This is a genomic window from uncultured Winogradskyella sp. (assembly GCF_947498005.1).
GTDB lineage: Bacteria > Bacteroidota > Bacteroidia > Flavobacteriales > Flavobacteriaceae > Winogradskyella.
This window is the reverse complement of the sequence record NZ_CANMIW010000004.1, coordinates 226,589-242,382: the sequence shown is the minus strand read 5'-3', so window position 1 is coordinate 242,382 and position 15,794 is coordinate 226,589. Positions and strand designations below refer to the sequence as shown.

General features: G+C 32.4%; 14 protein-coding genes. 3 read left to right on the top strand and 11 right to left on the bottom strand.

What is annotated here, in order from left to right; translation table 11 throughout:
* Positions 1-2: 2 nt before the first annotated feature.
* The 8 genes from Q0891_RS09325 to Q0891_RS09290 all read right to left on the bottom strand — a co-directional run bounded on the left by Q0891_RS09325 (position 3) and on the right by Q0891_RS09290 (position 8,821).
* On the bottom strand, positions 3-1,385 hold the full coding sequence (locus tag Q0891_RS09325; protein ID WP_299100981.1) for an MATE family efflux transporter: 1,383 nt from the start codon (positions 1,383-1,385) through the stop codon (positions 3-5).
* Positions 1,386-1,424: 39 nt separating this feature from the next.
* The gene (locus Q0891_RS09320; RefSeq protein WP_299100979.1) at positions 1,425-2,033 is read right to left on the bottom strand and encodes a MarC family protein; all 609 of its coding nucleotides are present in this window, start codon (positions 2,031-2,033) and stop codon (positions 1,425-1,427) included.
* A complete protein-coding gene (locus tag Q0891_RS09315; RefSeq protein ID WP_299100977.1) occupies positions 2,034-2,555 on the bottom strand; it encodes a DUF3124 domain-containing protein in 522 nt (173 codons plus the stop codon). It lies immediately after the preceding gene.
* A 163-nt stretch (positions 2,556-2,718) separates the two neighbouring features.
* Positions 2,719-3,954 carry a S41 family peptidase gene (locus Q0891_RS09310; protein ID WP_299100975.1) on the bottom strand — a complete coding sequence of 412 codons (1,236 nt, stop codon included), beginning with the start codon at positions 3,952-3,954 and terminating at the stop codon, positions 2,719-2,721.
* 149 nt (positions 3,955-4,103) lie between these two features.
* Positions 4,104-5,045 carry a nitronate monooxygenase gene (locus Q0891_RS09305; protein WP_299100973.1) on the bottom strand — a complete coding sequence of 314 codons (942 nt, stop codon included), beginning with the start codon at positions 5,043-5,045 and terminating at the stop codon, positions 4,104-4,106.
* Between the two features lie 9 nt (positions 5,046-5,054).
* The gene (locus Q0891_RS09300) at positions 5,055-6,671 is read right to left on the bottom strand and encodes a S8 family serine peptidase (protein ID WP_299100971.1); all 1,617 of its coding nucleotides are present in this window, start codon (positions 6,669-6,671) and stop codon (positions 5,055-5,057) included.
* A gap of 112 nt (positions 6,672-6,783) precedes the next feature.
* A complete protein-coding gene (gene mnmA / locus Q0891_RS09295; protein ID WP_299100970.1) occupies positions 6,784-7,971 on the bottom strand; it encodes a tRNA 2-thiouridine(34) synthase MnmA in 1,188 nt (395 codons plus the stop codon).
* 139 nt (positions 7,972-8,110) lie between these two features.
* Entirely contained in the window at positions 8,111-8,821 is a 711-nt protein-coding gene (locus Q0891_RS09290; protein ID WP_299100968.1) for a toxin-antitoxin system YwqK family antitoxin, read from the bottom strand.
* Between the two features lie 63 nt (positions 8,822-8,884).
* Between Q0891_RS09290 and Q0891_RS09285 the strand changes: the two genes are divergently transcribed.
* The gene (locus Q0891_RS09285; RefSeq protein ID WP_299100967.1) at positions 8,885-9,865 is read left to right on the top strand and encodes a fasciclin domain-containing protein; all 981 of its coding nucleotides are present in this window, start codon (positions 8,885-8,887) and stop codon (positions 9,863-9,865) included.
* Between the two features lie 221 nt (positions 9,866-10,086).
* On the opposite strand, the gene yidC is transcribed toward Q0891_RS09285, so the two are convergent.
* Both yidC and Q0891_RS09275 read right to left on the bottom strand, forming a co-directional pair.
* On the bottom strand, positions 10,087-11,991 hold the full coding sequence (yidC, locus tag Q0891_RS09280; RefSeq protein WP_299100965.1) for a membrane protein insertase YidC: 1,905 nt from the start codon (positions 11,989-11,991) through the stop codon (positions 10,087-10,089).
* Between the two features lie 119 nt (positions 11,992-12,110).
* Positions 12,111-13,727 carry a CTP synthase gene (locus Q0891_RS09275; RefSeq protein WP_299100964.1) on the bottom strand — a complete coding sequence of 539 codons (1,617 nt, stop codon included), beginning with the start codon at positions 13,725-13,727 and terminating at the stop codon, positions 12,111-12,113.
* Between the two features lie 183 nt (positions 13,728-13,910).
* Between Q0891_RS09275 and Q0891_RS09270 the strand changes: the two genes are divergently transcribed.
* Entirely contained in the window at positions 13,911-14,639 is a 729-nt protein-coding gene (locus Q0891_RS09270) for a DUF6794 domain-containing protein (RefSeq protein ID WP_299100963.1), read from the top strand.
* A gap of 3 nt (positions 14,640-14,642) precedes the next feature.
* On the top strand, positions 14,643-15,143 hold the full coding sequence (locus Q0891_RS09265; protein ID WP_299100962.1) for a hypothetical protein: 501 nt from the start codon (positions 14,643-14,645) through the stop codon (positions 15,141-15,143).
* Positions 15,144-15,151: 8 nt separating this feature from the next.
* Here Q0891_RS09265 and Q0891_RS09260 read toward each other — a convergent pair whose 3' ends face one another.
* Positions 15,152-15,757: a hypothetical protein gene (locus tag Q0891_RS09260; protein ID WP_299100961.1), complete on the bottom strand. Its 606-nt coding sequence runs from the start codon at positions 15,755-15,757 to the stop codon at positions 15,152-15,154.
* Positions 15,758-15,794: the final 37 nt, after the last annotated feature.

Below are 15,794 nucleotides of genomic sequence, written 5' to 3'. Positions count from 1 at the left end.
TTTTATTTTTTTTCTTGTTGCAAAATTAAACGCTTTGTGAGATAATTAAACCTAAAATATAATAAAATTGAAGCAGCTGTTAAACCTGCTAATAACCCAATCCAAATTCCAATACTTCCATAAGCGTCTTCTTTACCTAGAAAATAACTAATAGGAAAACCAATAACCCAATAAGAAATAAAGGTTAATACTGTCGGAATCTTAACATCTTGCAAACCTCTCAAAGCACCAAGAATAATGACTTGTAAACTATCACTAATTTGAAACACAGCAGATGCCAACAATAATGTAGCCGCAATTTCTACCACTTGAGCTGTATCAATTGCATTAACAGGATCATCTAAATCCACATATAAATTTGGTAGCATTGTATGAAATATCACAAAAAACAAGGCAAATATAATAGCGAAGCAAAAGCCAATTAAAAATATAGATTCTGCAATGCGTCTTAAGGCTTTAAAATCTTTTAATCCTTTTTGATTACCAACACGTATCATTGCAGCAACACTCAATCCCATAGCAACCATAAAGGTCATAGACGATAAATTTAAGGCTATTTGATTAGCAGCTTGCGCATTGGCGCCTAGCGTACCACTTAACCAAATGGCTGCTGTAAAAATAGCTACTTCAAAAAACATTTGCATAGCACTTGGCAAGCCTAAATTGATGATCTTTTTTAAAGGGTATTTTTTAAGTTCAAAGAATTTAATCTGTGTTACAAACGGTTTAGATTTTTCGCGTTTAGCCAATAACCACCATAAATAAGCCACCATAACAAAACGTGACACTAAAGTCCCAACAGCTGCACCTACAATTCCCATTTCTGGAAAACCAAATTTTCCAAAAATTAAAACATAGTTTATTGCTACGTTTAATATGTTAGCCACTATAGTAGCATACATAGGATATTTAGTAAGTGATAATCCATCACTAAATTGTTTAAACGCTTGAAAAATAATCAATGGCACTAATGAAAAAGCAACCAAATCTAAATAAGGCAAAGCCAACTCAACCACTTCTTCTGGCTGATCCATAACATACATTAGCGGTTTAGCGAACAATAGCATTGTAAATAATAACAATCCTAAAACTGTACACAAAAACAAACCATGCTTAAAGACTGATTTTCCTTTCGCAAAATCCTTTTCAGTATCCGCTTCCGCAACTAAAGGTGTAATAGCTGTTGAAAATCCTATACCTAAAGACATGGCAATGAAAATAAAGCTATTTCCTAAGGATACTGCTGCGAGTTCTGCTGCACCTAATTGACCAACCATAACGTTGTCTACAAAACTGACAAACGTGTGGCCAAGCATTCCCAAAATCACTGGAGATGCTAGCTTAAGATTGTACCTGAATTCTTTTGTGTAGTCGCTTAAAACCATGGCGCAAAAGTAATACTTCAATCGCCTATAATACCCTAATTATTTTGTAAAATAATCTGAAATACCTGATAAGATATTCTGAACCGCGTATGCTGCTAAAATTAAGCCCATAATTTTACTAATTACAGTAATACCATAACTACCAATTCTATCTTGAACCTTGGTGGCAGCAAGTAAAATTAAACTTGTTAAACCAATGACTAGTAATACTAAAATTGTGGTTACAATTTGCTCATTAATAGTATAGGTATGGTTATCCGTTAATAAAACGACAGCCATTATAGCACCAGGAGATGCTATTGAAGGAATTGCCACTGGGAAAATAGTAACATGCTTGTAATCTGAAATTTGATTTTTCTCCTTTTCTGGTTTACCATCACCAAAAATCATAGTTAACGCAAACAAGAAAAGAATAACACCTCCCGAAATTTGAAAAGCATCTAGTGACACTTCCATGCCTTCTAAAATAAGTTGCCCAATGACAATGAAAAAGAGTAAAATTAGAAATGCAACACCTGAAGCTCTAAGTGCTATTTTCTTCTTGTATTTTTTATCAAACTCTTTGGTGGCCTCTAAAAATACAGGAACAGTACCAATAGGATCTATAACCGCAAACAGAAAAAATATGCTTGTTAAAATTTCTGCCATTTAGTAAATACGTTTTGCATGTGTTACAAATGATAAGCCTTGTTGTCCTGCTGTAGACGTCATAACTCCTTCAAACAAAGGTTCTGGCGCATCTTTTGGTATTTTCCAATCGAAAAGAAAATTAGAACCTGTACCACCTGAAATATCTGCTTCGTCAATAACAATTTCAACGGTTTCTAATGGTGCTAAATACACCGTGTTCTTTATGTAACTTTTTAAAAGTGTGCCATGCGTATCGTAATAATCTGCGTTGGTTAAGTATATCGTATCCTTCATACTAACATTTCTTAAACTTACCATCGCTGTAAGATTATACGTTTTATGCTGCGAATAGCTATAGATTTGAGAATACACGGATAAATACGAATGTCCTGAAGTAAAAAGTGAGTCTACTTTAGAGATTGAAGCGACGCGCTCATTCCAATTTACTTTCACTGGGTCTTCTTCAGCATCAAAATTGATCTTGTTTTCACAAGCAAAGAAACCAAGAAGTATTACCGAGAGAATTATTAATTTTTTCATGGTTTGATGTATTAGTTAGATTATTGATTTAAGATACTATAAAAACCTTTAAATTCATATCAATATATTATATAAGACCGAACTTGTATTCAATTAAAGTTGATCTAAATATATTGTTTAATAAATCACTTAACAAGATTATTCACTGTTTAAATTCTAATAGCTAATTATTCTCTTGTATATAGTTTTTAACTTGTATTATCCAGTCTAAAGTTGAAGACAGTTTTACATCTGGCTCGATTCCCTTAGATTCAAATTTAAGATATTTACCATGTTTTTTTGAAGTTAAGACCGCTAACAAATTATTGCAAGGCAGATTATAATTAGAGTCAACAATTTCATAAGCTAAGGTTCCATTGGTTCTATTTCCTAAAATAGTGCAATTTTGAAACTCACTCAGTTTATAAGCAAATTGTTCTGCATTACTAGCTGTTCTATTATTAACTAAAACATAGACGTTATTGTTTTTCAAAAATTTTTTCAAAACTTTATACAAGCCATCAGAATTTCTATTTCCACCTCCTCCATTATCTCGTAAATCCAATATCAAATTTTTATGAATCAGCTTTCCTTCTAAAGATTTGTAAAATTGATCTGCTTCTGATAATTTAGGATTCCAAGAACTAAAACTACCTGCTTTCAGATAGATCGTTTCTGGCGAAATTTCGCGCTTTAAATAGGTAGATTCAGGATGTATTGAAACAGAATAATTTACTACAGACTCATCTTTTTGAAATCCCAAGGTTAAAAAAACTCCATTTTCAATACGCTCGCCGAATGCAATCATTCTTTTACTACTCAAACTTCCTCCAACTGCTAATAAATAATTATTACCATAAGGAACCAATGTATAAATAAGCTCACCTGTTTTCCATAGCTCGTTTTCTGAATTTAAAACAATAACATTATAAAAATCAGTTTCTAAAGATTTATATACACCAATAGACATATTATTCTTTCTGTAATAAATACCTTCGATCGAGTTGTTTGATTGTTTTTTTAGTGCTGTAGTTAAACTATCAATATCTATAGTTGGTTTAGGATAGGCTGCAAAAAGTTTTGAGTTTTTAAATTCATTAAACTTTTTATCATTCTTTTTTATTTGCTCAGTAGCTCCTTTATTTATACCATAAAGATTACAATGCCTATCATTTAAAGAGAGCATCAAAATATTTAATTGAAGAAAACAGTCATAACCAGAACCTAAATTTTTAACGGCTTCTTTTATTTTTGAATACGCTTTCTCATAATCTACCTTACTTACCTTATAAGAAGGTGTTTTTTGAATTTTTTCATTTAAAAAATTTAAATCGTTGACACAACTGCAATCACTAATTTGAGCATTCAATGATAAAATTGATAAAAGAAAAATAAATGAGAACTTTATAAATTTAAGCATCAGCTTTCTTTTTAAGAATGAATGAATAGAACAAATAAATTATGTTCATTAGTTTTTAATTATATAAAGTTAGTTTTTAAATTTTTAATTATCAATATATTAAAGCATCAAATCAAAATTATTGAATCAACATCTAAAAATGAAGGTATTTATAAGTTTGTAACAAAGTTTTTTGCCTCCTCAAATTCATGTACCATTTCAGTAACAATTTCAGCGACTGGTTTTATATCATGTATTAAGCCTGCGATTTGCCCAATTTCTAATTCGCCATCCTCTAAATCACCTTCAAACATACCTCTTTTGGCTCTGGCTCTTCCTAATAATTCTTTGAGTTCCTCTGGTGTTGGACTCGTTTTATAAAGCTCTTGTAGTTCGTTGTAGAATTTATTTTTTACTAACCTAACTGGTGCTAATTCTTTTAAAGTTAATTGTGTATCACCTTCTTTAACATCTACAACGACTTGCTTAAAAGCTTGATGCGCTGAAGATTCTTCACTCGCAACAAAACGGCTACCTACTTGTACGCCATCTGCTCCCAAAACCATACACGCTAACATGGCTTTCCCTGTAGCAATACCTCCTGCTGCAATTAATGGAATTTGAAGTTGTTCTTTTACCATAGAAATTAAGGTCAACGTCGTCGTTTCATCTCTTCCGTTGTGTCCTCCTGCTTCAAAACCTTCAGCTACAATTGCATCAACTCCTGCTGCTTGTGCTTTCAATGCAAATTTTACACTACTCACAACATGTACAACAGTAATTCCTTTGTCTTGCAACCACTCGGTCCAAGTCTTAGGATTTCCTGCAGAGGTAAAAACAATTTTTACACCTTCTTCAACTATAATATCCATTATTACCTGAATATTAGGATACAACATTGGCACGTTAACACCAAAAGGTTTATCGGTTGCGGCTTTACATTTCTGAATATGCTCTCGCAACACATCTGGATACATAGAACCTGCACCAATTAAACCCAAAATACCGGAGTTACTTGCGGCTGATGCTAGTTTCCAACCACTATTCCAAATCATTCCAGCTTGAATGATTGGATATTTTATATTGAAAAGTGATGTGATTCTATTTGCCATATTTAGGAGTTATTTTTTTATAAACTTGAACGTATAATTGTTATGTTCCGAAGAAAATTTCATCATATAAATTCCGGATACCAATTTTGATACATCAACTGAATTTACATCTTCATTAAATGAATGAAATAAGATTTCGTGTCCTAATTGATTATAAATTATAGCTTCAACATGCTCTACATGAGAAGGCAATTCTATATTTAAATAAGATAAAACTGGATTAGGATAAAAAACAAAATCTTCCCTGAGTTCAGTATCTATTGATAAGGCATTAGCTCTCGCTAAATCTAAATCTGGTATGCCGTAACCCAAAAAATCATCTGGTGTTGTAAACTGAGAAGCAGATTCTCTTACAAAATCCATAATTTCAGTTGGCAAAGCATCTGGCAAGGCTTGCCAAAGAGAAGCAATACCACCACACATTATTGGTCCACTGAAAGAGGTTCCGTTATTCTGTAAAATTGTGTCAAACTCATTAATCACATAGGCTTGACCTCCTCGCGCAACAACATCTGGTTTTTGATAGTCAACTTGTGCAGCGCTACCTTGCGAACTAAATGACACATAATTACCATCTGCATTTACAGCACCAATACTTAGAACGTTTGGAGAATCTGCTGGAGCACCAACAGTTTGCCAGCTCGTTGCACCTGAATTACCAGCACTGACAACCACCAGAATACCTTTTTCTGCTGCTATTGAAGCTCCTTTTGAAATGTAAGTTACTTGACCATTCATATCTGAAGGTGCGTAATCGTAATTAGAATTATTATAAGTCTGATACCCAAGTGACGTATTAATCATATCTACACCCAAACTATCTGCACGCTCTGCTGCCTCAACCCAATAACTTTCTTCTACCGGATTTTCACTACCAGAATCTTCTGTTCTAAACAAATAATACGATGCATCTGGTGCTGTACCAACATATTGATCTTGCACAAAAGCCGCCATAGTACTCAATACTTTTGTTCCATGATTATTGCCCGTAAAGGCATAAACATCAGCATTTCTATCTACAAAATCATAGCCATTAAGTAAATCGCCATTATCTCTTAAGCGTTGAAAAGCAGTCATTGTATTTACATTGGGAAATCCGGCATCCATAACTGCAACTGTAATGCCTTCACCTGTAAAATCTGCTAAATGCAAGTTATCTGCATTTATCATTTCTACTTGATTCTGCGTGTCACCATATGTAAACGCTATGTTCTCATTCTCTACTTCGTTTTTATCTAAAATCGAAGCATTTCTCGAAGCTGTATCTAAACTATTATTCGCAAAATCTATACTTTCTACATAATTTAAATTACTTAAGACATTGATATCTGCTTCTGTTCCTCTAACATGGATGGCATTAAACCATTTAGACTTTGCCATTACTGTGATACCAGATTGCGTTTTGAGATCGGCAATATAAGTTTCATTGACTGGTACATCGCGTTCATCTATTAACACATTGTGATTTTGCTTTCTATCGATAGCTTTTTGGGTAAGAATACTAATTGGGTTCGCTATGGATGCCGCTACATTTGGTTTGTCTGTAAGGTAAATCCATGCATCTTCTTGCGCATAAACAATTGTATTAATAAATAACAACAGTAATAACGTGAAAGTGATTTTCATAGATTTATGATTTAATGAATTGTAACTCTATAATATACGTAATCACAAATTTTTGGGTTTCTTAAAACCACCTTAATCTGTCATTACAAGCAACAAAACGTTATTCTGCAAGTTAAGAAATAACTCCTGAACCCACCAACTCATCCTCTAAATACCAAGCCACAAACTGACCTTCTGTAATTGCAGATTGTTTATTCTCGAACGCTACATATAAGCCAGAGTCTACCTTGTGTAAGGTAGCTTTTTCTAAAGCTTGTCTATAGCGAATTCTTGCCATTACTGACATTATTTCTCCATCATTTAATGCTAAATCCTCTCTAACCCAATGCAATTCGTCATTGGTTACAAATAAAACATTTCTATATAATCCAGGATGATTCTTTCCTTGACCAGTGTAAATAATATTCTCATTAACATCAGTGTCAATTACAAATAATGGTTCTACAGTTCCGCCAACACCTAAGCCTTTTCTCTGACCTTTAGTGAAATAATGTGCACCTTGATGTCTACCAACCACTTTACCATCAGACATATTATATACTGGTTTTTTAGATCTGTATTTTAACTCTGCTTCTTTTGAATCGAAATTAGGAATGGCTTGATTATAAATCTCTAAATCTGAATTTACCTCAACAATATCACCCTCTTTTGGTTTTAACTGTTGCTGTAAAAATTCTGGTAGTCTTACCTTACCGATAAAACAAAGTCCTTGAGAATCTTTCTTCTCTGCAGTAATTAAATCTTGAGCTTTAGCTATTTCTCTTACTTCTGGTTTCTGTAATTCGCCTATTGGAAATAACGCTTTTGCTAATTGCTGTTGTGATAACTGACATAGAAAATAAGATTGGTCTTTATTATCATCTGCACCTGCTAATAATTGGTGGATTTGCTTACCGTCTTTCTCTATTGTTGCTTTTCTACAATAATGACCAGTTGCTACGTAATCTGCTCCTAGTTCTAAAGCTATATCCATAAAGACATCGAACTTTATTTCGCGATTACATAATACATCAGGATTTGGAGTTCGTCCTTTTTCGTATTCATTAAACATATAGTCTACAATACGCTCTTTATATTGTACGCTTAAGTCTACCGTTTGAAAAGGAATACCCAATTTATCTGCTACCAGCATTGCATCATTACTGTCTTCTAACCAAGGGCATTCATCTGAAATAGTCACAGAATCATCGTGCCAATTTTTCATAAAAAGGCCAATAACCTCGTAGCCTTGCTCTTTTAAAAGATAAGCTGCAACGCTAGAATCTACACCTCCTGAAAGTCCTACTATAACTCTTTTCATAAGCAATACCTGTAAAAACAGGAATCTGGTATTTAGTTAAAAAATCTTAGTCTTAAAAACTTCGGCAAAATTACAAAATAAAAAAGGCAATCCTATTGAGATTGCCATTTTGAAATTCTATAGATATCATAGTTTTAAACTATTCTTTCTTGTAAATTACTTCTTCTGTGGTATGGTCTATTTTTTTTGTTAGTTTCCCACCTTTATAATACTTCCAAATGCCTTTCTTCTGACTTTTAATATAATTGCCTTCTGAAATGATATTTCCTTCAGAATCATAATGCATAGTTTTACCTTCTAAATGATCATCTTCATAATTAGCGTGTCTGAGCAACACACTTTTCTCAGAGTACCATTTAGATTCACCATGAAGTTTACCATTTTTATAGTTTGCACTTTCGGCGACTTTTCCATTTTTAAAATATACAAAACGTTCGCCTTCAAGTAAACCATTATCATTATAATGTTCAATAATCATGACATCTGAAGAGTTCTTATGATAAAAAACCCACTTACCAATAAATCGTTTACCATTCATTTGGCCTTTACTTATCACTTTCTTAGTTGAAGCTAAAAACGTAACATCAGCAATACTATCTGACTGATTAAAGACTTTTACTGCACTTAACACACTTTTACCAGAAGATAATGTGTAATATTTAAATGAGTCTACTTCTTTGCCATGGACAAAAGTACCTTCATATCGTTTTTGATCGGTCTTATGGTAGTTCTTTGTCCATATACCGTGACGTTTGCCTTCTTTGTCAAATTGATTTACAGATTTTTGAGCATAACCAGTTGTTAAAAAAACTGTTAAAATAAAAAGAGTATAAATTTTTTGTTTAATCATTTTCTATATTTGTTAAACAAACCAATGTGGTTTGAATGATGAACAATTTAAAAACTCAAAACAATGAAAATTATTTTAAAAAACTACAAATTACTTGCAGTATTTCTAATGGTTATAGGTTTTACTTCATGTAGCGACGATGACGACAATGGCACAACAGCACCAACAACTGTTGTTGATATTGCTTTAGAGAACAATTTAACGTCCTTAGCAGCAGCACTAACAGCCACTGATTTAGTAACGACGTTACAAGGTTCTGGACCTTTTACTGTTTTTGCTCCTACCAATGAGGCTTTTGCTGATCTTTTAGCGGCAACTGGTTTAGATTTAGACAATTTATCGGCTGCAGAAGAAGATTTAGTGAGAAATATTTTATTGAATCATGTTATAATTGGAGAGACGATTAACTCAACGACTTTGGCTAATGCTGGATCTGGTTACGTTAACACTGGTGCAACGGGTCCAAATGGCGCAAATTTGAGTCTATATTTTAATACTTCTAACGTAGTAATGATTAATGGATCCTCAACAGTAATAAACGCAGATAACATAGCTTCTAATGGTATAGTACATATTGTAGATGAAGTTATTGGATTACCAACTATTGCGACATTTGCAACAACAAATCCTGCTTTAGATACTTTAGTTGCTGCTTTAGCTTATGCTGATTCAGGAACTCCAACTGTGCCATATATAGCAACTGTATCTGATGCTACAGCTGGACCATATACAGTGTTCGCTCCTACCAATGATGCTTTTTCAGATTTATTGACAGAATTAAACGTGTCTGCATTATCAGATTTAGGCACTGATACAGTAGATGCTGTTTTATTATATCACATCGTCAACGCCAATGTACAATCATCACAACTACCAAACGGAACAGTAACAACACTTGGTGGAGATATTACTGCAGACAATACGGCTTTCACTTTAACAGATGCTAATGGCAGAGTGAGTAATATTATCGTTTCATTAGTAGATATACAAGCAATGAATGGTGTGGTTCATGTGATTGATAAAGTTGTTTTAACACCACAATAAAATAAATAAGGGAATTTATTTATATTTTTTGATTAATAGTTAGGTGCAGAAGCTCAAACATAAAGTTTGGGCTTCTGCTATTTAATGCGATATGATTTTACTTTTAGACTATTCTAAAGTTAATTAGCATTCATGGAGACGACACATACATTTATCAAAATGTAACATTAATAAAAAAGCCTTAACAGTTAAGTTAAGGCTTGTTATATAAAATTGAAGAATTACTTCTTTTTGTTCTTTTGCTGTGCTTGTTTTTGAGCTTCAGCCTGCTCCATCATCTCAGCCATTTTTTTCTGAAACTTGTTTTGCTTTTTAGGCTTTGTTTTACTCACTTCAATTTTAGCCAATACTTTGTCCTCATCAATTATGTAGTTTTTAATCACTAACATAATACCAATACTAATTAAATTAGAGATAAAGTAATATAAACTTAAACCAGAAGCATAATTATTAAAGAATACTAACATAAGTAATGGAGAGAAATAAATCATGTATTTCATCATTTTACCCATATCTGGCATACCTTCTTGCGTTGGCTGTGATGCTACTTGCTGACCTGTTGTCATTTTCATATAGAAGAAAATAGCAATTGCAGCTAATATTGGGAATAAACTCACATGACTACCATAAAAAGGAATGCTAAATGGTAATTCTAAAATAGAATCATAAGAACTTAAATCATCTGCCCAAAGGAAACTTTTTTGTCTTAAATCAAAAGCAGTTGGGAAAAACTGAAACAAGGCATAGAATACAGGAATCTGCATTAAACCAGGTAAACATCCGCTTAATGGACTTGCACCTGCTTTACTTTGAATGGCCATTGTTTCTTGTTGCGCCTTTAACTTATTGTCCTTGTACTTTTCTCTTACAGCATCTAATTCAGGCTTTAAAATTTTCATTTTAGCCTGAGACAAAAATTGCTTATACTGCACAAAAGACAACATAATCTTCACTAAAACGGTCATTACAACAATAGCAATACCATGCGGTAAATATTGTATTAAGAATCCAAATAAAGGAATGAATAAAATCTTATTAATCCATCCAAAAATTCCCCATCCAAATGGTATACTTTCCTCTAAACCTTTATCATAAGATTTTAAAGTAGAGGCTTCTGTTGGTCCATAATACAGACCTAAACTCTTATTTATTTCGCCTCCACTGTAAGCCAAAGGTAGCTTAGATGTATAGGTTTTAGTAAAAAGCGTATCTATCTCCTCATCATCTACTAAATTCTTAGACGTCATCGCCACATCTTTAAATGGACTATCGTTAGAAACTAGAATAGAGCTAAAAAAGAATTGTCTGTATGATAACCACTCTACATCTTCAACAATTTCATCATCATCTCCCATTTGAGATAATTTATCGACCTTTCCTTCATCGTGCATGTAGGTTAATCTCGTATAGCGATTCTCGTAGCTTATACTTTTTGCATGACGAATTCCTTTTTGTTTCCAGTCTAAGGTAATCGGTTGTGAAGTATTAAATACACCACTCAAACCTTGAGATTTGATTGAAAAATCAATCATATAATTATCTGGCTTCAACTCATAACGGTATTCTAAAAATGCCGTTTCTGAAGCCTTAAATTTCATAGAAATAATTGTATTATCTCCACTCTTAGTGACTTTAGGTTGAAAAGGTAATTCTTGCGTATTAAACGTTCTGTTGTCTGAAGTACCGAAAGTAATATTGAAGGCACTATTATTATCTTTAACCAAATAGATTGGTACCGAATCATAATCTACAAACTTCTTTAATTTTACCTCAGCTAAATGACCACCTATTCTATTAAATTTTAATTCAAAAACATCAGTTTGTACAGTGGTAACGTCTTCTCCTGATAATGTTGCAGCATAACCAAATCTTCCTAACTTACCTTGAGCAGCTGCTAGTTGTGTAGAATCTAAAGCTTGTGGGTTTGCATAGTCGTTAGACGTAGTAACTAAAGTTTCCTCTGGTTTACTTTCATTTTTTTCAGCTTCAACTTGTTCTTGTTCTGCTTTTTTCTGAGCTTCAAGTTCTTCTGGAGTTGGCTGATTTTGATACATCATAAATACCAAAATCCCAAATATAAGGATGAAGCCAATAATAGATTTAACGTCGAATTTCTTTTCTTCCATGTTTAGTTTTCAATTTTAGACCTGTCAGGTTTTTAAATCTAACAGGTCTTATAAGGTAACAATTGAACAACCCAAAAAACTGTCCAAAGTTAAAATTGCGCCAAAGTGGCACGTTTAATTTATTTTTTCTTCTTGTATTTTAATGCTGCTGATACAAATGCCACAAATAATGGATGAGGATTACTCACTGTACTTTTGTATTCAGGATGATACTGTACACCAACAAACCAATCATTTTCTGGAATCTCTACAATTTCAACTAAACCAGTATCAGGATTAAACCCAGTTGGTATTAAACCAGCATTTTCGAATTGCGCTTTATAAGCACTATTAAATTCAAAACGATGTCTATGTCTTTCCGTAATCATTTCAGATTGATACACTTTATGCGCTATGCCTTTTGTTTCTAACTTGCAGTCCCATGTTCCTAAACGCATTGTTCCTCCTTTGTTAACCACATTTTTTTGTGATTCCATAAGGTTAATTACAGGATTTGGCGTTTTTTCATCCATTTCTACAGAATTAGCATCCTTAAGATTTAGAACATTTCTGGCATACTCTATAACTGCCATTTGCATACCTAAGCATATTCCTAAAAATGGAATATTATTTTCTCTTACAAATTTGACGGCATCAATTTTACCTTCAATACCACGCTCACCAAAGCCAGGTGCCACTAAAACACCATCTAAATGACCGAGTTTAAATTCAATATTACTTTCTGATAAATATTCAGAGTGAATAGGTTCTACTATAACCTTAACTTCTTTTTCTGCACCAGCATGTATAAAAGCTTCAAGTATAGATTTATAAGAATCTTGTAACTCTACATATTTACCAATTAATCCTATAGTTACTTCACTTTTAGGATTTTTATGACGCTTTACAAACTCGTTCCAGCGTTCTAAATTTGGTACATCACTTTTGAGTTGCAATTGGTTTAACACCACTTTATCTAGACCTTCATGAAGCATTAAATTTGGTACATCATATATTGTAGATGCATCAATAGATTCAATAACGGCTTCCTTTTTTACATTACAAAAACGCGCTAACTTGGTTTTTAATCCTTCGCTTAGCGGATGCTCAGTTCTACAAACTAAAATATCAGCTTGTACACCACTTTCCATCAAAGTTTTTACACTGTGTTGGGTTGGTTTAGTTTTTAGTTCGCCAGCAGCAGATAAATAAGGTACTAAAGTTAGGTGAATTACACAGGTATTATGCTCACCTAAATCCCATTCTAGTTGTCTTACTGCTTCAATGTATGGTAAAGATTCAATATCACCAACAGTTCCTCCTATTTCAGTAATTACAATATCATAATCACCAGAGTTCCCTAAAATTTGAATTCTTCGTTTAATCTCATCTGTAATATGTGGAATTACTTGAACTGTTTTCCCTAAAAACTCTCCACGTCTTTCTTTATCTATAACGCTTTGGTAAATTCTACCTGTTGTAACGTTATTGGCCTGAGAGGTTGGTACGTTTAGAAAACGTTCGTAATGTCCTAAATCCAAATCTGTTTCTGCGCCATCATCCGTAACATAGCATTCACCATGCTCATATGGATTTAAGGTTCCTGGATCTATATTAATATATGGATCTAATTTTTGAATGGTAATTCTGTATCCTTGTGATTGTAAGAGTTTAGCCAAAGATGCTGCTATAATGCCTTTTCCTAGTGAAGAAGACACGCCTCCTGTTACAAAAATATATTTAGGGTTTGTGGTCATGGTACGTTGTTAAACGCAGACAAAATTACAAAATAAAACGAGTAATCTATGAATTGTTTAAGGTTTGTTGATATGTTATAAGTTACAGCTCCAAACCTCTGTGTAATTGGGACATACAACGGATTTAATTTGCTGAATTATAAAAAAAGTCGAACTTCGTATAGTAATTAAACCATAGACCTATTGAAATTTAGATTATTTAGCATTCTTTTGGTTTCTGTATTTCTTTCTTGCAAGAAAAAAATATTAGTTCCTAATACCTTAGACATTGCATTTCAGTACTTAGATAAAAACTGGCATGATGATCAGAGATTAGGTTTTAGTGATATAGTAATCAAAGAAGTAACACCTGTTTATTATGATTACGCTATTGAAAATGACTTACAACAAAATCTTTTAAACAACCACGAAGCGTCTGTTAAGTTAAATGCATTTTTTGATTCTTTGGGTGTATACAGAGTTAAGGATAAGTCTGGCTTAATACTAAACACCTATCATAATTATATAAACAGCAAACAACTTAACTTACAAAAGCAAGCAGACGAAATTCTTAATTATTGGCAACCTATTGAAGACTGCCAAAACCAAATTAATAAAAAAGCATTAGACGCTTACCATCAATTTAGTGTTAATGACATGATATTAATACGACTTCCTGTTGATGAACATAATAATGCTATAGATTACAATTGTCCTAAAATAGAGTGGAAATTTAAATCAGAGAGAGATTTAGAAATTACCGCTACGTTGCTAAATAAATTTGTAGCAGAGGATTCTTTAAGTGCTTCATTTCAGCTAAAACTGAAAAGTAAAAATAAAAATGATACAGAAATATTATATCAAGAATTAGATGAAGGCGATACCTTTACGATATCTTTATTTAACTCTTGGAAAATAAGAAATGTAAATTAACGAATGAAACAAAAATCAACAATCTATAAACCTATACTCTGGTTGATATTTGACTTTACACTAATCAGTGCTTTATCTGCTATAATGGAAATTTTCATATATGGTTATTTTCATTATGGCCTATCGCATGGTTTTATTAATATTCACTTTCAATACTATGTACCAGCTTTTAGCATAGTAATAGCAGTAATTTTTAGCGTTATTTCTATATTATTATTAAAGAAAAAAATAAGTTCTATAAAATTAAAATCTTCAAGATTTCCTTGGCTATTATTCGTTTTACTGTCAATATTTGCTGCTATTACGAAACCATTGGTTCAAAATTGGTCTGATAAAAAAGTGATGTTACTTTACGATGATCTTTCAAAAGCAGATTACTTAAGTCAATTAAACTTTGTAAAAATTTTTAATACTATTAACTACAGCAGTATAGGTGCGCTATGGCTTCTTGTTATTCTACTAGTGTGTTACGTTTGGTTTTTAAATAGAAAAGCTACTACTTAGAAAATTTGTTATACTGGAATTCCATAAAAGGAATAATCCTTTATATTATTAAGGCAAGTACATTTAAAAATAATGAAAAGTAGAACTAAAAATGCTATTGAAAACAAAGTAATTTTTCTAAATTGTTTTTGATGTTTCCAATTAAATTGATTTGAATAGCTAAAAAGAAAAATCGAAAAGTATAAAAATAAAAAAACACAAAGTATATTATATCCTCTTGTATCTATAAGCCTATGATGCACATAGCTATACTCACCTTTACATAAATAGTTCATTAGTTTTATATATCTAGATACTTTTGGTTTTTCAATATAAAAATTTTCATCTTCAAAACGCTCTAACAAAGCTTCAACTTCTTTAGCGTCTAAATCGACTTTTTTATGTATTACCAGCTCACGAAAACTCACAGCTAAACTAGCTACAATATTAACACCTCGTTTTTTTAAATGTATTTGACTACTATCCTTATACATTTTAATGGCAGTATCTATAGCATAATTGTAATCGTCAATACTATAAGTTTTAAAGTCATTTGACAAACTATCGAGTGGTAATGTAGTTAGTCTATTGGCACTACTAATAGAAGTAGTTTCACTTTGAGAAAATCCAGTCAAGAAATTGAAAACTAGAATAATAAATAGAAAATTTCGA